Here is a 19,790-nt window from a genome sequence, read left to right as displayed (position 1 = left end):
GTTGTTGACCCTGAGCGGGGTCAGGATTCCGGATAAGCCACCAGGCCGAAGCCGCCTTTGTTGCCGAGGTGATCATCGCCGACAAGCACAAGTTCAAGGCCATCGGGACCGTCAGCCATGTATCCGCGGCCGTGGTAAGTGCCCGTCTCGAAATCCACCAGGCCCGCATCGCCGTCGGGCAGGCGAACTTGGCCGGTGAAGTGACACGCCTTGTCCGTGTTGCCGTAGGAGGCCGGCATTTCGATGCACAGACTGCCGTCGGCGCCGATTTCAAGCCAGCCCGTGGCGCCGCCCGGGGTCTGGTCGCTCATCGGCACCTCGTAGCGACCGGCCAGTGCCGAAAGCGTCAGCGGCGCGACCAGCGACTTGTCGGTTTCGGTGGCCGGCGACCAGGTCAGCGTCCATTCACGGCTGTCGCCGTCCAGCCACCGCAGCTCGCCACCACCAGTCGGGCCGAACCACTCTCCGCTTGCGGCGAAGTGGTCGCGGACTTCGGACCAGGGAAAGGTCCAGTACATCTTGCTGGCCCGGCCTTCGTATTCGAATGACGAGTTCGCATCGACCGGCCGGCCCAGCACCACCCAGGGCAGGCGGCCGCCGACCCACATCGGGCTGGGGATGGGATTCCTGCCGCGGTCCATGCCCCAGAGCCGACCCTCGAGATCGACCACGGCCTGGAAGTCCTCGTCGATGCGGTCTTCGGCTTGGGTTCTTCCGTTGTACAGGCCGGCCGGTACATCACCGGTTGATGGCGGCTTGCAGTCCAGGCCGTGGGTAAAGGCCAGCCGCTCCACTGGCATCGAGCCGCTGCCGAAGGCAGGATCCGATGAGTCCCAGCGCAGGGTCGCCTCCACGCAATTGTCGAACTCGAGATCGACTTCGCCCCATTGCGGCGCTTCGAAATCCGCGGGATCGAACATGCCGAAACGCATGCCCTTTGGCGCGTAGGCCGTTCCCTCGATCGTACGGCCGGAGACTTCGCCCTCGATGTAGAGCGTCATCGGATTGCCGTCTGTGTCGAAAACATGCCAGACGACGATGGCGAGTTCCGGATTGGCAAGGGTGACCGAAAGGCCGTGTCCGGATTGGTCGGGGTTGTACCAGTGGCCGCTGATGCCGCCGGGCAGGGCCGCCTGGGCGGTCGATGCCAGCGACAGGGCGGTTGCGAGGATCAATGCGGAGACGAGGTGTTTCATGGGGATGCCTGCTACATGCCAAACGAATGACCAGTCTAGCGCACCCCCCAGCACAAGGCAGGCCAACAGCGAGACCCTGGCCGGCTGTCGATATTGATACGCGGCTGCCTGCTATGCGATCAGCGGCCGGTCCGCATCGGCATTGGTGTCGCCATTGGCCGCGCACACGCGGTTTCGGCCTTTGCGCTTGGCGCGATACATGGCCGCGTCGGCGCGCTTGATCAGGTCGGCGACATCGCTTTCGCCGTTGAAGGCAGCCACACCGAAGCTGATGGTCACCGGGACTTCATGGCCGTCGCAGTGCAGCGGCGATTCGGCAATGATCGAGCGAATCTTCTCGGCGACCGCCATCGCTTCGTCGCGCCCGGTGGCAGGCAGCAGGATCAGGAATTCCTCGCCGCCCCAGCGCACCGCACGGTCCTCCACACGGATATTCGAACGCAGGATTCGGCCGATCTCGGACAGTACGGCGTCCCCCGTGCTGTGACCGAAGCGGTCGTTGACGTTCTTGAAGTGGTCGAGGTCGCCCAGGATCAAAGCGAACGTCGAGTCGTGACGCCTGGCTCGGGCCATCTCCACGGCGATCTGGTTCTCGACTTGCCGTCGGTTGCCCAGTCCGGTCAGGGCGTCGGTCGTTGCCAGTTGTCTCAGTTGCTCATCGAGAACCAGTATGCGAATCCTCGTCCGATAGAAGATTTCCGAAATGGTCAGGGCGATCACGGCCATCATCAGCGGGTCGAACAGGGTCACGACAACGTCGTGCAGCGAAGCGCCCAGTGCGTAGAGTCCGATCATCGTGCCCGCAAACGGCAGGCCGAACAGCACGAGCAGCTCGCGCCCGCCGCGCAGTGAGACCAGGGAGACCGCGAACGTGGTCATGATCAGCCCTTGCACCATTCGCCCGAGTGAGTCTGCTTCATGCAGGTAGTCACTGGCGAACATGCCGAACATCATGCACATGATGCTCAGGCTGAGCAGCCTGAGCACGACTGGCGCGCCGCGACCGTCCGGATGTGTGAAGCACCACGCAAGGGTCGCGAGCGCCGCGACGACCACCAGTGAGCGCCATTGGGCGTGCAGCCACAGATGTTCCGCACTGGCCTGATCGAGCTGCCATTCCACGAACTGGTAAGAGGGAACGATCAAAAGCGCGAGGCCGGCTACCGCCAGCGCCATGGTGTGCGCAATGTTCCGCTGCTCACTGTGCGTTTCCGGCAGGCTTTCGGCGGCCGACCTGGTCGAGTCCATCGCGAATTCCCCTTTTGAACGATTGCGATACACGGTCAGTTTAGACCCCGTGTCGAACCCCGCTTTGACCCTGCGCAAGAGCGGGGGATTCTATCGGGCTTGCTGCGAGCATTCGGCCGACTTGACGGCCAACAAGGAAGCCCGGGGCCGGGCGCAGTAGGCTTGTGCGGTTCAGGCTGGAGCTGTGACATGCCCTATCGCGATCTGCGTGGATTTCTGTCCGATCTGACTGCCCGGGAGGATCTGGTCGAGGTCGACGAGCCGGTCGATCCCATCCTCGAGGTCACGGCGCTGGCGCGGCGCGTGCAGGCGGCGAAGGGGCCGGCGCTGTTGATGAACAATCCTGCCGGCAGCGGGCATCCCCTGTTGCTCAACCTGTTCGGGCACCGACGCCGCATCGAGGCGGTGCTGGGCGGACGGCCGATCAGCCGGCTCGAGGAACTCGGCGAATTGCTGGCCCGCCTGCAGCAGCCGCGCTTGCCGCGTTCGCTGAAGTCGGCGCTGTCGGACTGGCCCGAGCTGGGCCAGATCGCGTTGATGGCGCCGAAGCGCGTCGAGCATGGCGTATTTCGGGACAACGTGCTGAAGGACGGCGACATCGATCTGGAACAGCTGCCCATCCAGCAGTGCTGGCCGGGCGACGCCGGGCGGCTGATCACGCTCGGTCTGGTCATTACGCACAACGCCCGCCTGGGGCGCCAGAACATTGGTATCTACCGGCAACAGCTGATCGGCCGCAACCGGGTGATCATGCGCTGGCTCGCCCACCGCGGCGGCGCCCAGGACTTCGCCGAGTGGCAGCAAAACCACCCGGACAAACCCTTTCCGCTGGCAGTCGCCATCGGCGCCGACCCGGCCACCACCCTGGCGGCCGTCTCGCCGGTGCCGGATACCCTCTCGGAGATGCAGTTTGCCGGCCTGCTGCGAGGTGCGCGAAGCGAGGTCGTGCGTGCATCGCTGAGCGGACTCGAGGTACCGGCCGGTACCGAAATACTGCTCGAGGGGCACATCCATCCCGGCGACACGGCGATCGAGGGCCCGTTCGGCGACCATACCGGCCACTACAACGCCCGGGGCCGCTATCCCGTTTTTACCGTCGAGCGGGTTTCGCTGCGTGATGGCGCCATCTACCAGGGCAGCTTCATGGGCCAGTCGCCGCACGACGAGCCGTCGATTCTTGCTTCGGCACTCAACGACCTCTTCGTGCCGATCCTGCGCGGCATCTTTCCCGAGGTGCGGGATTTCTACCTGCCGCCGGCCGCCTGTTCCTATCGCATCGCCCTGGTCTCGATCGACAAGCGCTATCCAGGCCATGCGCGCCGGATGATGATGGGCGTCTGGTCGTATCTGCGGCAGTTCACCTATACCAAGTTCGTCATCGTGTTCGATGCCGATATCGACATCCGCGACGGCAACGAGGTGCTCTGGGCCATTGCCAACCATGTCGATCCGGGGCGCGACTCGATGCTGGTCGAGCGTACACCGGTCGATGCGCTTGACTTCGCCGGCCCTGAACCGGGCCTGGGTTCGAAGCTGGGTCTGGATGCCACCCGCAAATGGCCGGCCGAGACGACGCGCGCCTGGCCGGACGCGATCGTGCCCGACCCCGAGGTGGAAAAGCGCGTCGAAGCCCTGATGCAGTCGATCCCGGGCCTTGCCGGGATCGGATGATCGCTGAAGCTGGTGGGGCCCGAAAGGTGACGTCCGTCCGGTAAAGTGGTGGTCGCCGGAGGATTACCGAACACGAGTGGAGGCAATCACAAGTGAACCCAAAGCCCAGACCCGGCAGTCGGGCGCTTTTCCCGTCGCTGCGAACGGACGTCTATGCCAACCACGCCTCGCTGTCGCCGCCGTCGGAGCTCGTGCGTGCAGCGGTCGATGCCGTGCTGGCCGGTTATGCCGAGCAGGGCATGGCCTGGTATGTCGAGGAGGTGGCGCGGCGCGAACGCCTGCGCGAATCCCTCGCCCGGCTGATCGGTGCGCCCGCCGACAGCGTGGCGCTGACGGCCAATACCTCGGCGGGGATCATCGCCATCGCGCAGGGGTTGCCCTGGCAAGCGGGCGATCGGGTGCTGGTCTTCGACGGCGAGTTTCCCACCAATATCACGCCCTGGCAGCAGGCGGCTCGGCGTTACGGGCTCGAACTGGTCTGGCTCAAGGCCGACGATTTCCGCGTCGACCGGGATGCGGCGCTCGAGCGTTTCGAAGCCGAGTTGAAGCGTGGTGTGCGCCTGGTAGCGGTCAGCGCGGTGCAGTTCACCACCGGCCAGCGCATGCCGCTCGAGCCCATGGGCGAGTTGTGCAGGCGTTACCAGACGGAATTGTTCGTCGACGCGATCCAGGCGGCCGGCATCGTGCCGCTGGATGTCGAGACGCTGGGCATCGACTACCTCGCCTGCGGCAGTCACAAGTGGCTGATGGCGCCGGAGGGGGTCGGTTTTCTCCATGTCGCGCCGGCGCGTGCATCGGCGCTGGAGCCGAACATGGCCGGCTGGCTCAGCCACGAAGACGCCTTCGCTTTCCTGTCCCGTGCGCCCGGCGAACTTCGCTACGACCGGCCGTTTCGCGCCGGTGCCCTGATGGCCGAGGCCGGTACCCCCAACACGCTCGGTGCCGCCGGCCTGGAAGCCGGTCTCGCTGTGCTCGAGACGATCGGCATCGAGCGCATCTTCGAGCATGTACAGGCCTGGCACGACGCGCTCGAGCCGGGACTGGTCGAGCGCGGTTTCGAGTCGGCGCGAATGAACCGGGCTGACGGGCGTTCCGGCATTCTGAGCGTTCGTCCCGAGGATGCCGCACAGGCGCCCGCCTGGGTACAGGCGCTGGCTGACCACGGCATTGCCTGCGCCAGTCCCGACGGCTGGATCCGCTTCTCGCCGCACTGGCCCAATTCCCTCGATGAACCCGGGCGCATCCTGGAAGCGGTCGACGCCATCCGGGATGCCGGTGGGCCGGGTTGACGGCCATCAAGGACAATCGGTGGCCTGCGAGTCATCCTGTTGCGTCTTCAACATTCGCACGGCCTGATTGCAATGCCCATCAAGCTCGTCTGCCCGGCCGGTTCCCTGCCGGCCTTGACCGAGGCGGTGAACAACGGCACCGACGCCGTCTACCTGGGATTCCGTGACGCCACCAATGCGCGCGCATTTCCGGGACTGAACTTCTCCGATCGCGACATCGACAAGGCGCTGACGCATGCACGCTCGCGCGGCTGCCAGGTCTATGTCGCACTCAATACCTATCCGACTTCCGATCGGCTGTCGCAGTGGTACTCGGCCGTTGACCGGGCGGCCGATCTGGGGGTGGACGCGCTGATCATCGCCGAGATGGCGGTGATGGACTACGCCGCGCGCAAACACCCCGGTATCCGCCGGCACCTGTCCGTGCAGGGTTCGGCGACGACGGCGGCCGCGCTGAAGTTCTTTCACGAGCAATTCGGCATTTCCCGCGCCGTGCTGCCGCGTGTTCTGGCCATCCAGCAGGTCGAACAGCTGGCGCGCAAAACGCCGGTTGAACTCGAAGTCTTCGCCTTCGGCAGCCTGTGCATCATGGTCGAGGGCCGCTGCCAGCTCTCCAGCTATGTCACGGGCAAGTCGCCCAACCTGGCGGGGGTCTGCTCGCCGGCCGAGTTCGTCGCCTGGGAAGACACGCCCGAAGGCAAGACCGCGCGGCTCAATGGCGTGCTGATCGACCGTTTTTCCGACGACGAACCCGCGGGCTATCCGGTGCTTTGCAAGGGCCGCTACCAGGTCAGCGACGAGATCGTCCATGCGCTCGAGGAACCGACCAGCCTCAATACCCTCGAACTGCTGCCGCGGTTGAAGGCGGCCGGCATATCGGCCGTCAAGATCGAGGGTCGCCAACGCAGCCCGGCCTACGTCGGTACGGTCGCGCGCATCTGGCGCGAAGCGATCGACCGGCTCGAAGCCGATCCGGAAGCCTTTGCCACCGAGCCCGAATGGCAGAGCGAACTGACGCGCCTGTCCGAAGGCAGCCAGGTCACTCTGGGACCTTACCAGCGCGCCTGGCAGTGAGAATCCAAATTCCTGGAACCACGGAAGACACTGAAGGCACGGAAACACCATTACGGGTAAGGCAGTGCGACGACCGAAACGGTCAAGCAAAAACTTCCGTGCGCTTCCGTGCTTTCAGTGGTTGCATCTTGAATGGACAAGCCGATCATGAGTGAATCGACATCGATGAAGCTTTCCCTGGGACCACTACAGTACTTCTGGCCGCGGGATAAGACGCTCGCTTTCTACGAGTCGATGGCCGGGGAGCCGGTCGACATTATCTACCTGGGCGAGACGGTGTGTTCAAAACGTCGTGAACTGCGGCTCGACGACTGGATGGCGCTGGGTCGGGAGCTCGCCGAAGCCGGTCACGAAGTGGTGCTGTCGACCCTGACGCTGATCGAAGCGGCCTCCGAACTGTCGATGTGCAAGCGCATCGTGGAAAACGGCGAGTTTGCCGTCGAGGCCGGCGATCTGTCGGCGATCGAGTTGTGCCGCGAACTCGGCGTACCCTTCGTCGCCGGTCAGGGTGTGAACATCTACAACCACCGAGCATTGGCCCTGCTGCAAGAAGCCGGGCTGTTTCGCATGGTTGCGCCGGTGGAGCTGGATCGTGCGCACCTCGCCTCGCTTCGCGGCGATGCAACCAATCGTCCTGAAATCGAGTTGCTTGCCTACGGCCGGATTCCCCTGTCTCATTCGGCGCGCTGCTTCACCGCTCGCTCGGTCGGCCGCGGCAAGGACCAGTGCGGCTTCGTCTGCATCGACCATCCCGAGGGGCAGATGGTCAGAACCCGTGAGGACCAGCCTTTCCTCAACATGAACGGTATCCAGGTGCAGTCGGGCGCCGTCCAGGATCTGAGTCCGCACGCCGAAGCCCTCGCAGCGGACGGTATCGATATCCTGCGCCTGTCGCCGCAGCAACTGGAAATGTCCGCGGTGATCGAACGCTTTCGAGCAGCCCTGGCGGGCGAACCGGTCCAGCCCCAGCCTGCTTCGGTCAGCGGTTACTGGCAGGGAAAAGCGGGCATGAACTGAGTCACTCGTCGGCGAGCTTTTCGCGCACCGGCGCTTCCAGGCTGGTCAGGCCGCGGGCTTTGCCGATCTCGATGGCCGATTCCGCGTCTTCACCCTGGATCCAGGCCGCGCGCAGGGCGTAAAGAGCCCCGATGCGGTTGCCCGAGGCGCAGTGCAGCAGGGCCGGAGCGTCGCCGATCTCGGCCAGGATGCGGTCGAAAGCGGCCACGGCTTCGCGGTCGAGGTCGTCGGCGCTGCCGATCGGTACGCGGTGGTAGGTCATGGCCAGGGAATCGACCAGTTCGCCTTCGTCCCAGGCCTCGAATTCGCCGATATCACGGGCGTTGACCACGTGCTGTACCCCGGCTCTTTCAGCCGCCACCAATTCGGCGGGGGTCGGCTGGCCGATGATCATGCGGTTGGAAGCGGGTGTGTGTGCCCCGTCGATTTCGGGCCAGCGCACGGTCTCCTGCGTCGTCGCGCAGGCGCCGAGCAGTAACAACACACCCAACAGGCTGACAATCTTAGTCTTCATCGCTTCGCTCCTCTTGTCCGGGTTTCGGTGATTCCCGGTCGCCGTCTTCCTCCGGCGGCGGCCAGTCCATGCCCAGCTTGCGGGCCCGGGCTTTCCATTTTTCCCGCGCGGCATGGCGCAGGTCTTCGACGGTGTCGCTCTCGTCGACGATCTCCATGCCCAGCAGGGTTTCGAGGACGTCTTCCATGGTAACCACGCCGGCCAGGCCACCGTACTCGTCGACCACCACGGCAAAGTGCTCCTGGCGGGCCAGCAGTTGGCTGAAGAGGTTCTGCAGCGACACGAACTCGGGCACGAAAAGAACTTCGCGCTTGAGTTCTTCCAGGGGTGTGTCGCCGTGCCCCTGAGCCTGTGTCAGCATGATATCGGTCTTGAGCACGTAGCCGCGGATGTCCTCGTCGGATTCGCCGTAGACGGGAAAACGCGAGAAGCTCATGGCCGTCGACGAATCCATGATCTCGCTGACCGTCTGGTCGCAGCGCAGCATCAACACGGCCATGCGCGGTGTCATGATGTCCTCGACGCGGATGGCGCTGAAGCGGATCAGGTTGGCGAAGATGTTCGACTCTTCTTCTTCGAACACGCCCTCGCGCGAACCCGTCTGTGCTAGTACGCGGAATTCTTCGCGGCTGACTGTCGGGGCCGACTTGTCTTTCGCCAGCCAGCGGGTGATCAGCTTCGAAAGCTGCACCAGCGGCCAGGTGAGGTAGATCAGCACGATGCAGGTGGCCGCGGTGAAGCCGGCGAGGGCCTTGGCATGGGTCGCCCCCAGGGTCTTGGGAATGATCTCGGAAAAGACCAGGATCAGCAGGGTGACGACGGCCGAGGCGAGGCTCAGCCACGCCTGGCCGAAGACCACCTGCGCCTGGGCGCCGACGCCGGCGGCCCCGAATGTGTGCGCCACCGTGTTGAGGCTGAGGATGGCCGACAGTGGCTGGTCGATGTCGCGCTTGAGCCGTCTGAGCCGCTTGCCCGCGCGGCTGCCGCGTTCGTTGAGTACGGCAATATGGGCCGGCGTAATGCTCAATAGAGCCGCTTCCAGAATCGAGCAGAGGAAGGAGACGCCGACGGCAAGAAACAGGTAGAACGCCAGTAAGGCCATACCGCCCCGATCATTGAATGGGCCTGGCATTGTAGCGGACCGTTCACCCGATCATGTGCACCGGCCGAGGGCTCGCGCTGCGTCGCTCAGAACCCGTAGATGCTGAAGCCGCCGTCGACCGGCAGTGTCTGGCCGGTGATGTAGCCGGCCGCCGGCATGCACAGGAAGGCGACCGTTGCCGCAACCTCTTCGGGGCGGCCGATGCGCTTGAGCGGGGTGCGCGAGAGTACGTCGGCCAGGAAATCGGGATCGTCGAGCACCTGCTTCGCTAGCGGTGTGTCGATGTACCAGGGCGCGACGGCGTTGACGCGGATGCCGTCGCCGGCCCATTCGGCGGCGAGATTGCGCGTCATCTGGTTCATGGCCGCCTTGCTCATGGCATAGGGTGCGCCGGTGCGAAGATGCTTCAGGCCGGCTACCGACGATAGATTCACCACGCTGGCCGACCCGGCTGCCTTCAGCCTGGAATGGGCGGCGCGGGCGAGCTCGAAGCTGGCCACCAGGTTGGTGTCGAGAATGCCGCGCAGTTCATCTTCGGTGTAGTCCAGCGCCGGCTTGCGGATGTTGTAGCCGGCGTTGTTGACGAGGATATGCAGCGGTTCGTCGAGGTCGTCCAGCAATGCCTCGCGCGCCCCGGCATCGGTCACGTCGGCGGCCAGGGCGTGGACCTTCCAGCCTTCCGACGTCAACGCATCCGCGGCCGCATTCAGCCGTTCCCGGCCGCGCGCCGTCATCCACACCTCCGCACCGCGCTCGCACAGCGAGCGGGCAACCGCCAGGCCGATGCCGCGGCTCGCACCCGTAACCAGAGCGCGACAACCCGTAAGGGACCACAAATCAGTTGTCGAATCATTCATGCCAGCATTATCGCCGGGTGAACGCGACCACTCAACGCAGCGCGGTACCATGAAAGCGTTCATCGACGCGGGGCAATACGGGATGGAAATCGAGCAGGTCGAGTTTCGCGAGCATCTGAAAGGGCGCGAGCCCTTCAGTTTCCTGACGGAGGAAGAACTCGAAGAGGTGGCCTGCTCGATCGAGGTGAACTATTACCGCGCCGGCACCGACATCGTCAGCCTGGGCGACGAAATCCACGATCTGCACTACATTCGCAGCGGATCGGTGGAGTTGTTCCGCCGCAGCGGCGAACTCTACAATCGCCTGGGCGAGGGTGACATCTTCGGCCAGCTCGGGCTGCTCAGTGACAAGCCCGCCCGGTTTCCCGCGCGAGCGCTCGAGGACACGCTCATCTATTTCATTCCCGGCGATCTGTTTCGCCGGCTTTTCGACAGCAACGTCGCCTTCGCCGACTACGTCGAAGTGGAGGATCGCACCCGGCTCAGGCAGGCCGCGCAGCAGCAGGCCGGCGACAACCCCCTGCTGACCCTGCGCACCGGCAAGCTGATCCGCCACCCTCCCGTGACGGTCAGTGTCTCGGCAAGCGTCGAGGACGCGGCGCGATTGATGACCGAAGAGCGGGTTACCTCGGTTCTCGTGGTCGAAGATACTGTCGAGGGTGAAGACGACAACCTGGTGCTTGCCGGCATTCTCACCGACAGCGATCTGCGAAGGCGCATCGTGGCCGAGGGGCTACCGCCGTCCACGGCGGTGGGTGAGGCGATGTCGGGCAACGTCGCCAGCGTGCAGCGCGACCAGTTCCTGTTCGATGCCTTGCTGGTGATGCTGCGCGAGAACGTGCATCACCTGCCCGTGCTCGATCATCACCGGCCCGTCGGCGTGCTCGATCTGGCCGACATCATTCACCACGAAACACAGAACAGTCTGTTCGTGGTTCGCAACATCTTCCACTGCAACTCGCACGAGGAACTCGAGGAACTGAAGCCTTCGGTGGCGGCGACCTTCATCCGCATGGTCAACGAGGATGCCAATTCCCACATGATCGGCTCGGCCATGGCCACCATCGGCAGAACCTTCAAGCAGCGCCTGCTCGAGCTGGGCGAGGAAAAGCTCGGGCCGCCGCCGGTGCCTTACTGCTTTCTCGCGCTGGGATCGATGGCCCGTGACGAGCAGTTTCTCTACACCGACCAGGACAATGCCATGGTCCTGGACGACGACTTCGACCCCGGCGCCCATGACGAATATTTCCAGGAGTTGGCCCAGTTCGTCAGCGACGGCCTGCATCGGGCCGGTTACGTCTACTGCACGGGCGACATCATGGCCACCAACAAGAAATGGCGGCAGCCACTGTCGGTGTGGAAGAAGCAGTTCATGGAGTGGATCCATCGTCCCAACGCCGAGCGCTTGCTGCACAGCTCGATCTTTTTCGACCTCGACGGTGTGGCCGGCGTGACCAGCATGGCCGACGAGCTCAACGCATTGATTTCCAGGGAGGCCAGCGCCGAGCCGGCGTTTCTGGGTTGCCTGGCGATCAACGCCAACAATCGCACGCCGCCGCTGGGGTTTTTCCGCGACTTTGTGCTCGAACAAGGCGGGCGTCACGAGAACTCGATCAACCTCAAGCGTCGGGGCACCGCACCGCTGGTCGACGTCATCCGGGTGCATGCCCTGGCGGCCGGCTCACAGTCGCAGAACTCGTTCCGCCGGCTCGAAGACACGGTGGCCGCCGGTTACCTGACCGCGAGCATGGCCGCGGATCTGCGCGATTCGCTGGAGTTCATCGCCATGGTGCGGGCGCGCCACCAGGCCTGGGATGCCGAACGCGGCGGCGAGGCCAACAACAACATCGATCCCGAAACCCTGTCGGCCTTCGAGCGGCGCAGCCTCAAGGATGCTTTCAAGGTGCTGGCCAATGCCCAGAAGTTCATCCGCTTCCGCTACCGGCCGGTGCGGACGCGCTAGTGATGTTTCCGCGCAGGAAGGCCTCGCGGTCTCCGGTTGACTGGCAGGCGCGTTTCGGCGAGCTGGCCGGGCAGAGTGGCGTGGCGCTGATTCGCGATTATTATCGCCGCGGGGCGCTCGCAGCCGATACAACGCTTGCCGACGTGCCGATGGTTGCGCTCGATCTCGAGACGACCGGACTCGACCCGAAGCGCCACGGGATTGTCAGTATCGGTATGGTGCCGTTTTCACTCCGGCGTATCCGCCCGGCCCAAGGCTACTACCGGGTGCTCAGGCCGCGTCGCGAGATCGACGCGCACTCGATCACCATTCACCACATCACGCACCACGAAATCACCGATGCCCCGGACCTGGAAGACGTCGCCGACGAACTGCTCGAGGCGCTTTCCGGCCGGGTGGCCGTGGTGCACTATCACGCCATCGAGCGGCGCTTTCTCTATAACGCCTTCCTGCGCCGCTTCGGGGAAGGTCTCATGTTCCCGCTCGTCGACACGCTGCAGATCGAAAAGATCGTCACGCAGCGCCCGACGCTCAACCCGATGACCTGGTTCGGCGGCCGCCGGGTGTCGCTGAGGCTGGCCGATGCGCGGCACCGCTACCGGCTGCCGGCGTATTCACCGCATCACGCGCTGACCGATGCACTGGCGACCGCCGAGTTGTTCCAGGCGCAGGTTGCCTACCATGGCAGTCCGAATGATGTAGTTTCGGAGTGGTGGCTATAGGCGGATTTAAAAATTCGAAATTCCAAGCACCAAGTACCAAACAAATTCTAATGACCGAAATTTGAATGTTCGAAACGGGTGTGGTGCCTAAGGACGCTCCTTACCAGTTTCCGTTGAGGGTGAACCACACCTTTTGCACGTCGGCGCGGTTGTCGTCGCCGTCGAACTTTGCGGCCTTGAGTTCGAACGAGAGCCAGTCGACCAGTGGGCGTTTGATCATCAGGCCGTACTCGCGGCCGTACTGCCGTGAGCGCCGATCGCTGCGGAAGTCGTGCAGCTTGACCAGGCCGGTCCACTGCCCCAGTTGCGTTCCCGCCGCCACGTAGGTGTCGATCAGGCCATCGGTCGGGGTGGCAAGGAACTGATCCGTCCAGCCGTTGTGGGCGTGCAGGGTGGCCAGTGGCGTCTGGAAAGCGTATTCGCCGTCGCCGCCGAGGCGTTCGTGGCCGGCGAACCAGTGCCAGCCGTCCAGTTTCTGGCCCAAACGAGCATGGAGGTAGTTCTGGCCGTCGACGTCGTCGAGTTCGCGGATGCCGTCCTGGCGGGCGAATTCGAGGCGATAGCTGAAATCCTGCGTGCCGGGTAGCGGGCCGGTCAGGCGCAGGCCCAGGTTGCGGTGCGAAGCCGCGCGGTCGTCGTAGGCGATACGGTGGGCGTAGAGCGCGAGCGTGTTTTCACCCAGCGGACGGGCGAGGGTGCCCATCCAGGTGTTGAGATCCGCCTCGGCCAGCAGGTCGTTGGGGTTGGAGGGACCGAAGACGCGATGGGCCTTGTCGATCCAGCGCAGATCCACGCGCCAGTCGCCGGGTTCCAGGCCCACGGTCACGGCATCGAAGGTCTGTTCGAGCTGGCGGAAACCGACGTTGCCCAGAAAACGCACATTGTCTTCGATCAGCCGCTGCCGGCCGGCCCTGATTGCAAAGCCTTCCGGCCGCGCATAACCGACCCAGGCCTCGGAGATGTTTTCATCATCGGGGTCGGCGACGACCGGATAAGCAGTACGGCCATTGGCGGTGGAGTTGAAGTCCTCGCTGCCGACATGCTGGTTGGCGTGGCCCGTGATGCCGAATTGCCAGCCCGACCAGTCGGGGCTGATCAGCCCGATGCGTGCGCGCAGCGTCGAGGCGGTGGCGTCTTCGACAAAGCGGTCGTCATCAACCAGTTCGAGCCTGTAGCGGAGGTCGAGTGAGGGTCGCCAATCATCGGTTTCGGCGGCTGCCGTGGCGCCGGACAGCGCCAGGACGAATACAAGGCTGTAGCGGATCGGCGAATGCATGGCTGGCTCCCGAGTGCATCAAGACTGGAGCCAGTATGTCCGCTGTTCCAAAAGTTGTATTTGACCCGCATCAAAGTGGCGTTCAGTTGTCGCCGAGCTCCTTGAGACTGGCCATGTCGAGAATCTTGACCTCGCGCCTGCGCACTTCGATAAGTCCCATCTCCTGCAACCGGCCGAAGAGGCGGCTGACGGTTTCGAGGACGAGGCCGAGATAATTGGCGAGGTCGGCGCGGGACATGCTCAGCGTCAAATGATCGGAACTGCGTCCCAGACGACTCTGGCGCTTGCTCAGGTTGTGCAGGAAAAGCGCCAGCCGGCTGATGGCCTGGTTGCGACCCATCATGGCCATATGGTCGTGGTCGTCACCGATCTCGCGGCTGACCAGGCGCATGAATTGTCGCTGCAGGCCGGGGACGGTCGCACAGATCCGCTCGAGCTCGGCATAAGGCAGGCGGCAGACGCTGGAGACCTCGAGCGCCTCCGCGCTGCACTGGTGGCGTTCGCCGGCCAGCGCGTCGAAGCCCATGATTTCGCCGGGTAGATGAAACCCGAGTATCTGCAGCTCGCCGCCCTCGGAGACAGTCTGCGCCTTGAAGGCACCCGTCTTGATCACGTACAGCGCCCGAAACGGTGAGCCGGCATGGTAGAGCGTGTCGCCGGCGGCCAGGTTGGTACGGTCGGCCACCATCTGATCGACACGGTCGACATCGGCACTCTCCAGGCCTGCCGGGAGACAGAGTTCACGAAGATCGCATCGGGCACATTGACGCCGAACCTGTTCCAGGTCGACGGCTGTATTGGTCACTGGCATTGAGTCCCCGGAAACGCGGTCGTTGCAATGGATTCACTTTAGCATACGAAGCCGGTATCACGACGGTGTCAAGATTCGCCGGAAAGGCGCCCCGACAAGGCCGTACGGGGGCTTCGGACCTACGTGAATCGTTGCACCAACACGAACAGGGTCGGCACCACCACCATGGTCAGCACGGTGGCGGTAATGATGCCGCCGATGATCACCGTGGCAATCGGCGAGAAGCGCTCCGCCCCGACGGCCATCTCCAGTGCCAGCGGCAGCATGCCGGCGATGGTCGACAACGCGGTCATCAGGATCGGGCGCAGGCGGGTGGCCACGGCCACGCCGACGGCCCGTGCCGGGCTTGCGCCGGATGCCACTCGCTGCCGTGCCAGGTCGAGCAGGATGATCGAGTTGTTGACCACGATGCCGACCAGCAGAATCATGCCCAGCAGCGCCGACATGGAGACATACTTTCCGGCAATCAGCAGGGCCGATGCCGCGCCGATGAATTGCAGGGGGACTGCCACCATGATGGTGATCGGGTGGGCGAAGCTGGAGAACTGCACCACCAGCAGCAGGTAGACGGCCAACGCCGAAAGCATCAGCGCGTTCATCATGCGCGCACGAGCCTCGCCGAAGTCTTCCTGCTCGCCGACCAGCGCGACTTCGAGACCGGACGGCGGGTCGAAGGTGGCCAGGCGTTCACCCACGTCGGCAACGACCGCCGACAACGGCCGCCCGGCGTGGTAGCCGAGAATCTCGAGTGTACGCAGGCCGTCCTCGCGGGTGAGAATGCGCGGCCCCCTGGCCGTTTCCAGCGAGGCGATCTCGCGCAGCGGCACGCTGCCGGCCGGTGTTCGAATGACGATGTTTTCGAGATCGTCGATCTGCTCCCGCTGCTCGGGGCGGTAGCGCACCACCACGTCCAGGTCACGTCGCGGCGGCTGTCGGTAGCGGGTGGCGACATGACCGTCGATGGCACGATGCACCGCCGCGGCCGTGCGACGCGCGCTCAGTCCCAGTTCGCTGACGCGGTCCTCGTTGAGATGAACCCGTACTTCCGGGGTGTCCAGTGACCAGTCCTTGTACAGGTCGGTCATGCCCGGAATGCCGGCCAGGTGATCGAGCACTCGGGTGCCGGTTTCGTCGAGCCTGGCCGGGTCGTAGCCGGAGATGCGCACCACCACGGGCGCGGCGGTGCTGCTGCGCGCCGTGCCGCCCATTTCCTGGGGCACGCCCAGCATCACGCCCGGGGTCTGTTCGAGGACACGGCGGACCTCGTCCATGATTTCCCACTGGCTGGGCTCGCGCTCGGTGCGCGGCACCAGGCTCACGGTCACCTCGGCCTGGTTGGGGTTCATCGCCCCGCGCTGGCCCATCGAACGGGCACCCGGTTCGTGGCCGACACGGATGCCGACGTCGAGCACCTCTTCGCGGCCGACCAGCGTGTCCTCGACCACGCCGAGGGTCGCCATCGTCTCCTCGACCGGGGTGCCCGGCACCGTGTCGACAAGAACCTGGAAGCTGCCCGAGTCGAAGCGCGGCAGCATCTCGCTGCCGATCAGGCGCAGCATGCCGAAACTCGCCACCAGCAGTACGGCGGCCAGGCTCAGCGTGATGACGGGGTGGCGCAGCGCGGTCCACAGGGCCGACAGATAGCCATGACGGGTGGCCCGCATGGCCCGGTCCAGGGCGCCGGCGATGCGTCCCGGCGATGCCTCGGGGTCGGCGGGCTTGAGCCACCACACCGCCAGCAGCGGAATGAGGGTGACGGCCATGACGAACGACGAAGCCAGGGCGAAGGCCAGCGTCATCGCCAGTGGCCGGAACAGCTCACCGATGAACCCGCCCATGAAGATCAACGGCACGAGTACGCCCAGGGTCGTGAGCGAGCCGCCGAGCTTGGCGCCGAGAATCTCGCCGGTGCCGTCCATGGCCGCGCGGGTGCTGCCGACATCGCGCTCGCTCAAGTGACGGTGAATGTTCTCGAGGATGACGATGCCGTCGTCGACCAGCAGGCCGATGGCCAGGATCAGTGCCGACATGCTGACCATGTTGAGATCCAGGCCCGCCATCTGCATCAGCATGAAGGTGCTCAGGAAAGCGGCGGGTATCGACAGCGCGATGATCAGCGCCTGGCGCCAATTGGTCAGAAACAACAGTACGACGATCATGGTCAGGGCGACGGCCACCATCACCGTGCTGGTCATGTCGTCGATGACCTTTTCGGTGAAGACCGAATCGTCGTCGGCAATCACGAGCTCGATCTCGGGCAGCTCCCTGGCGAGTTCGTCGACCGCCTCGCGCACGCCGGCGGCTACCTCGACGGTATTGGCATCGTCGCGTCTGAGGATCTGCACGGCGATGGCCTGGCGTCCGTTGTGACGATACGCCGAGCGTTGCTCGCCGGGCGTGAGTTCCACTTCGGCAACATCGCCCAGGCGCACGAAACGGCTGTCGGTGGCCTTGAGCACGATGTTCTCGGCGTCCTCGGCCGAAGCCAGGGGCGCGTCAAAGCGCACCACCGCCTCGCGCCGGCCCTCGTTGATGCGCCCGCCGGGCGCGCTCAGGTTCCAGTCATCGAGGGCGGCCATCACCCGGTCGGTGTCGAGGCCGGCGGCATCGAGCCGATCGCGGTCGATGGCCACGTGCAGTTCGAGCTTGTGCCCCCCGAAGATGTCGACCGCGGCCACGCCCGCCACGCGCTCGAGCCGATCGCGCACCGCGTTGTCGGCCAGCTCGCGTACCTGCTCGACGGGCAGTGCCCCGGAGACCAGCGCCAGGGTCACGATCGGTTTGTCGGCGGTGGAGAATTCCAGCACCTGCGGTTCTTCGATGCCGCCTGGCAACGCCTGGCGAACGCGTCCGATGGCGTTTTGTACATCGACGGCGGCCAGGGCCGAGGTGGTTTCGAAGTCGAACTCCGCACGCACTACCGACAGGCCGATCTGGCTGCTGGAACTGATGCTGGTGATTCCGTCGAGGCTGGCGAACTCTTCTTCCAGCAGCCGGGTCAGGTCATTGTCCACGTCGGCCGCGGCCATGCCGGGAAACTGCGTGATGACGGTGACCGTCGGCGGATCGGTGTCGGGAAACAGGCGCACCGGCAGTTCGTAGCGTGCCTGCAGCCCCAGCACCAGGGCGGCAATGATCAGTGCGATCACCGTGTGACGGTGATCAAGCACCCATTGCGGCCAGCGGTTCATGATTTGCGCTCGCCGTTTTCAACGCGGATGCGCGCCCCGTCGGTCAGGCGCGGATCGGCGGTCAGAATGACAGGCTCACCGGCTTCAAGCCCTTCTTCGATGAGAATGCGGCCGTCTTCGCCGGGCCCGGTCCGCACCGTGCGTCGCCGCGCCTTTTCGCCGTCGGGAACATAGACCCAGTTGGCCCCGTGTTCGCTGTGAATGGCCTGGGCCGGCAACGTCAGGGCGTTTTCCCAGGCTCCGAGGCGGGCATGAACCACGGCGGCCATGCCCACATTCATGCCGGCGGCTTGTTCGGGCAGCATGACGGCGATGGTGGCATTGCGCGTGGCATCGTCCAGCGCAGGGTAGATGCGGTCGACGTGCCCCTGCAGTTCCCGCTCGAGTGCGGGTATCGCCACCGTCACCGGCAGTCCCTCGCGGACATGACCGATATCGGTCTGGGCCACGCGCACCACTGCCTTGAGCGTATCGTCGGCGACCAGCTCGAGCACCGGGCTGCCCGCGCGCGCCAGTTCTCCGCGCTGGACGTGCAGGCGTTGCACGGTGCCTGCAAATGGCGCGCGGCCGGTGGCGTATTCCAGCCGGGTCTCGACCAGCGTCAGATTGGCCTCGGCCTCGCGCTTTTGCGCGGCCAGGGAGTCGACGCGCTGGGCGGCGTCGTCGAGCAGTTTCTCGGGGGTGAGTTCGCGGGCGAACAGGTCGCGCTGGCGTTCGAGATTGCGGCGTGCGTTCTCGAGCTCGCCGCCTGCGCGTTCGATCACCGCCTCGAGGCGTGCGCGTTCGGCCTGCAGCTCGGCATCGTCCAGACGAAAGACCGTGTCTCCGGCGGCGACGCGCCGGCCTTCCCGGTAAGGCAATGCCAGCACCGTGGCCGTGAGCTGGGCCGAGAGCGTGGCGCGTTCGTCCACGTCGATGCTGCCACGCCAGCTTCGGTGCACGGAAAACGATTGTGGCGTCACGCTTGCTACCTGCACCGGAATCGGCGGGGCAGCTCGGGCCGGCTCCGGATCCACCGTCTCGCGATATTTGACCACGGTGACCCAGCCGATCCAGACCACAAGGGCGAGCCCCACGGTGAGGCCGATCAGCGTTTTGGGCGAAGGTCTGGCGGAAAGTTTCATGTCTGTCTCCGGGCCTCGCACTGGGGCGGGCTGTGCGCCGATTGCGAATGCAGTTGCATCGTATTCATATCCACAAGTAAGTACTTACTTGCTTGATCGTAAAAATTTTTACCGGTTGAGCAGTGCTGGTTCCAGCAGCCGCCACATGGTCTCGGCCTCGTTCGGGAGCTCGAAGTGGAATTCGTGGATGGACCAGCGCATCACCAAACCCTGGATCATGGCCAGGATCAGGCGCGCGGTATCGTCGGCGTCGAGATCGGCACGAAACACGCCATCATCGATCCCTTCGCGAAGCAGTCCGGCAACGGTGTTGGTGTAGGCATCCATGATCCTGCTTACGGCTCCCTTGAGTTGGGTGTTTTCCTGATGCAGGCGTTCGGAGAACAGCAGCCGCGGCAGCCCCCGGTGCTTGGAGATGAAGCGAAGCTGCTGCTCGAGCAACTGGCGCAGGCGCTCGTCGGCCGGTCCCGAACCGGCGGCAACCGAACCGACCACGCCCAGCAGGTGGCGCGCGATCCATTCGATCACCGCCTGGAGAATGCGATCGCGGGTCTTGAAGTGTCGAAAGACCGTCGGCTGGGCAATGCCGACACGTTCGGCAATGGCCTGGGCCGTGATCTGGCCGCCGTCGTTCTCCGCGGCCAGGTGGATCACGGCCTGTACGATTTCCTCGCGTCGCTGTTCGCCGGTTTTGCGCATGGACCTGTCATAAGTGAGTAACTACTTGCTTACTAT

At 64.7% G+C, this 19,790-nt stretch carries 16 protein-coding genes; 6 read left to right on the top strand and 10 right to left on the bottom strand.

Annotated features, from left to right (window positions below; translation table 11 throughout):
* Positions 1-20: 20 nt before the first annotated feature.
* A complete protein-coding gene (locus tag DZK26_RS06540; protein ID WP_116898246.1) occupies positions 21-1,196 on the bottom strand; it encodes a hypothetical protein in 1,176 nt (391 codons plus the stop codon).
* 111 nt (positions 1,197-1,307) lie between these two features.
* Positions 1,308-2,444, bottom strand: coding sequence for a GGDEF domain-containing protein (locus tag DZK26_RS06535; RefSeq protein WP_116898245.1), 1,137 nt, complete (start codon positions 2,442-2,444; stop codon positions 1,308-1,310).
* Positions 2,445-2,633: 189 nt separating this feature from the next.
* Here DZK26_RS06535 and DZK26_RS06530 point away from each other — a divergent pair, with 189 nt between their 5' ends.
* The 4 genes from DZK26_RS06530 to DZK26_RS06515 all read left to right on the top strand — a co-directional run bounded on the left by DZK26_RS06530 (position 2,634) and on the right by DZK26_RS06515 (position 7,495).
* Positions 2,634-4,115, top strand: coding sequence for a UbiD family decarboxylase (locus tag DZK26_RS06530; RefSeq protein ID WP_116898244.1), 1,482 nt, complete (start codon positions 2,634-2,636; stop codon positions 4,113-4,115).
* Positions 4,116-4,207: 92 nt separating this feature from the next.
* Entirely contained in the window at positions 4,208-5,404 is a 1,197-nt protein-coding gene (locus DZK26_RS06525) for an aminotransferase class V-fold PLP-dependent enzyme (protein WP_220337142.1), read from the top strand.
* A 78-nt stretch (positions 5,405-5,482) separates the two neighbouring features.
* Positions 5,483-6,478: a peptidase U32 family protein gene (locus DZK26_RS06520; RefSeq protein ID WP_116898358.1), complete on the top strand. Its 996-nt coding sequence runs from the start codon at positions 5,483-5,485 to the stop codon at positions 6,476-6,478.
* Between the two features lie 147 nt (positions 6,479-6,625).
* On the top strand, positions 6,626-7,495 hold the full coding sequence (locus tag DZK26_RS06515; protein WP_258870860.1) for a U32 family peptidase: 870 nt from the start codon (positions 6,626-6,628) through the stop codon (positions 7,493-7,495).
* A gap of 1 nt (position 7,496) precedes the next feature.
* On the opposite strand, the gene DZK26_RS06510 is transcribed toward DZK26_RS06515, so the two are convergent.
* From DZK26_RS06510 to DZK26_RS06500, 3 genes are all read right to left on the bottom strand, one after another.
* Positions 7,497-8,009, bottom strand: coding sequence for a beta-lactamase hydrolase domain-containing protein (locus DZK26_RS06510; protein WP_181918386.1), 513 nt, complete (start codon positions 8,007-8,009; stop codon positions 7,497-7,499).
* On the bottom strand, positions 7,999-9,111 hold the full coding sequence (locus DZK26_RS06505; protein WP_116898241.1) for a hemolysin family protein: 1,113 nt from the start codon (positions 9,109-9,111) through the stop codon (positions 7,999-8,001). Before DZK26_RS06505 ends, DZK26_RS06510 begins: the two co-directional genes overlap by 11 nt.
* A gap of 86 nt (positions 9,112-9,197) precedes the next feature.
* On the bottom strand, positions 9,198-9,968 hold the full coding sequence (locus DZK26_RS06500) for an SDR family oxidoreductase (protein WP_116898240.1): 771 nt from the start codon (positions 9,966-9,968) through the stop codon (positions 9,198-9,200).
* Positions 9,969-10,017: 49 nt separating this feature from the next.
* Between DZK26_RS06500 and DZK26_RS06495 the strand changes: the two genes are divergently transcribed.
* Complete coding sequence (locus DZK26_RS06495; protein ID WP_258870859.1) at positions 10,018-11,931, top strand: DUF294 nucleotidyltransferase-like domain-containing protein; 1,914 nt, start codon at positions 10,018-10,020, stop codon at positions 11,929-11,931.
* Positions 11,932-11,933: 2 nt separating this feature from the next.
* Positions 11,934-12,653 carry a 3'-5' exonuclease gene (locus tag DZK26_RS06490; protein WP_116898238.1) on the top strand — a complete coding sequence of 240 codons (720 nt, stop codon included), beginning with the start codon at positions 11,934-11,936 and terminating at the stop codon, positions 12,651-12,653.
* Positions 12,654-12,753: 100 nt separating this feature from the next.
* Here the strand turns inward: DZK26_RS06490 and DZK26_RS06485 are convergent, their stop codons facing one another.
* The 5 genes from DZK26_RS06485 to DZK26_RS06465 all read right to left on the bottom strand — a co-directional run bounded on the left by DZK26_RS06485 (position 12,754) and on the right by DZK26_RS06465 (position 19,754).
* A complete protein-coding gene (locus DZK26_RS06485) occupies positions 12,754-13,929 on the bottom strand; it encodes an alginate export family protein (protein WP_116898237.1) in 1,176 nt (391 codons plus the stop codon).
* Between the two features lie 82 nt (positions 13,930-14,011).
* Positions 14,012-14,734 carry a helix-turn-helix domain-containing protein gene (locus DZK26_RS06480; protein ID WP_181918385.1) on the bottom strand — a complete coding sequence of 241 codons (723 nt, stop codon included), beginning with the start codon at positions 14,732-14,734 and terminating at the stop codon, positions 14,012-14,014.
* Between the two features lie 125 nt (positions 14,735-14,859).
* Complete coding sequence (locus DZK26_RS06475) at positions 14,860-17,931, bottom strand: efflux RND transporter permease subunit (RefSeq protein ID WP_116898235.1); 3,072 nt, start codon at positions 17,929-17,931, stop codon at positions 14,860-14,862.
* Positions 17,928-19,055 carry an efflux RND transporter periplasmic adaptor subunit gene (locus tag DZK26_RS06470; RefSeq protein WP_116898356.1) on the bottom strand — a complete coding sequence of 376 codons (1,128 nt, stop codon included), beginning with the start codon at positions 19,053-19,055 and terminating at the stop codon, positions 17,928-17,930. Before DZK26_RS06470 ends, DZK26_RS06475 begins: the two co-directional genes overlap by 4 nt.
* 108 nt (positions 19,056-19,163) lie before the next feature.
* Positions 19,164-19,754: a TetR/AcrR family transcriptional regulator gene (locus DZK26_RS06465; protein ID WP_116898234.1), complete on the bottom strand. Its 591-nt coding sequence runs from the start codon at positions 19,752-19,754 to the stop codon at positions 19,164-19,166.
* Positions 19,755-19,790 lie beyond the last annotated feature (36 nt).

The organism is Wenzhouxiangella sp. 15190, from assembly GCF_003417465.1.
Taxonomy (GTDB): Bacteria; Pseudomonadota; Gammaproteobacteria; order Xanthomonadales; family Wenzhouxiangellaceae; genus Wenzhouxiangella.
The sequence above is the reverse complement of the archived record's forward strand: the minus strand, read 5'-3'. Positions and strand labels throughout refer to the sequence as shown.

Bases quoted from the DNA above. Each gene is read 5' to 3' on its own strand.
- DZK26_RS06475 (WP_116898235.1), bottom strand. From the start codon at position 17,931: ATGAACCGCTGGCCGCAATGGGTGCTTGATCACCGTCACACGGTGATC.
- DZK26_RS06485 (WP_116898237.1), bottom strand. From the start codon at position 13,929: ATGCATTCGCCGATCCGCTACAGCCTTGTATTCGTCCTGGCGCTGTCC.
- DZK26_RS06500 (WP_116898240.1), bottom strand. From the start codon at position 9,968: ATGAATGATTCGACAACTGATTTGTGGTCCCTTACGGGTTGTCGCGCT.
- DZK26_RS06515 (WP_258870860.1), top strand. From the start codon at position 6,626: ATGAGTGAATCGACATCGATGAAGCTTTCCCTGGGACCACTACAGTAC.
- DZK26_RS06530 (WP_116898244.1), top strand. From the start codon at position 2,634: ATGCCCTATCGCGATCTGCGTGGATTTCTGTCCGATCTGACTGCCCGG.
- DZK26_RS06540 (WP_116898246.1), bottom strand. From the start codon at position 1,196: ATGAAACACCTCGTCTCCGCATTGATCCTCGCAACCGCCCTGTCGCTG.
- DZK26_RS06495 (WP_258870859.1), top strand. From the start codon at position 10,018: ATGAAAGCGTTCATCGACGCGGGGCAATACGGGATGGAAATCGAGCAG.
- DZK26_RS06470 (WP_116898356.1), bottom strand. From the start codon at position 19,055: ATGAAACTTTCCGCCAGACCTTCGCCCAAAACGCTGATCGGCCTCACC.
- DZK26_RS06465 (WP_116898234.1), bottom strand. From the start codon at position 19,754: ATGCGCAAAACCGGCGAACAGCGACGCGAGGAAATCGTACAGGCCGTG.
- DZK26_RS06535 (WP_116898245.1), bottom strand. From the start codon at position 2,444: ATGGACTCGACCAGGTCGGCCGCCGAAAGCCTGCCGGAAACGCACAGT.
- DZK26_RS06490 (WP_116898238.1), top strand. From the start codon at position 11,934: ATGTTTCCGCGCAGGAAGGCCTCGCGGTCTCCGGTTGACTGGCAGGCG.
- DZK26_RS06505 (WP_116898241.1), bottom strand. From the start codon at position 9,111: ATGGCCTTACTGGCGTTCTACCTGTTTCTTGCCGTCGGCGTCTCCTTC.
- DZK26_RS06510 (WP_181918386.1), bottom strand. From the start codon at position 8,009: ATGAAGACTAAGATTGTCAGCCTGTTGGGTGTGTTGTTACTGCTCGGC.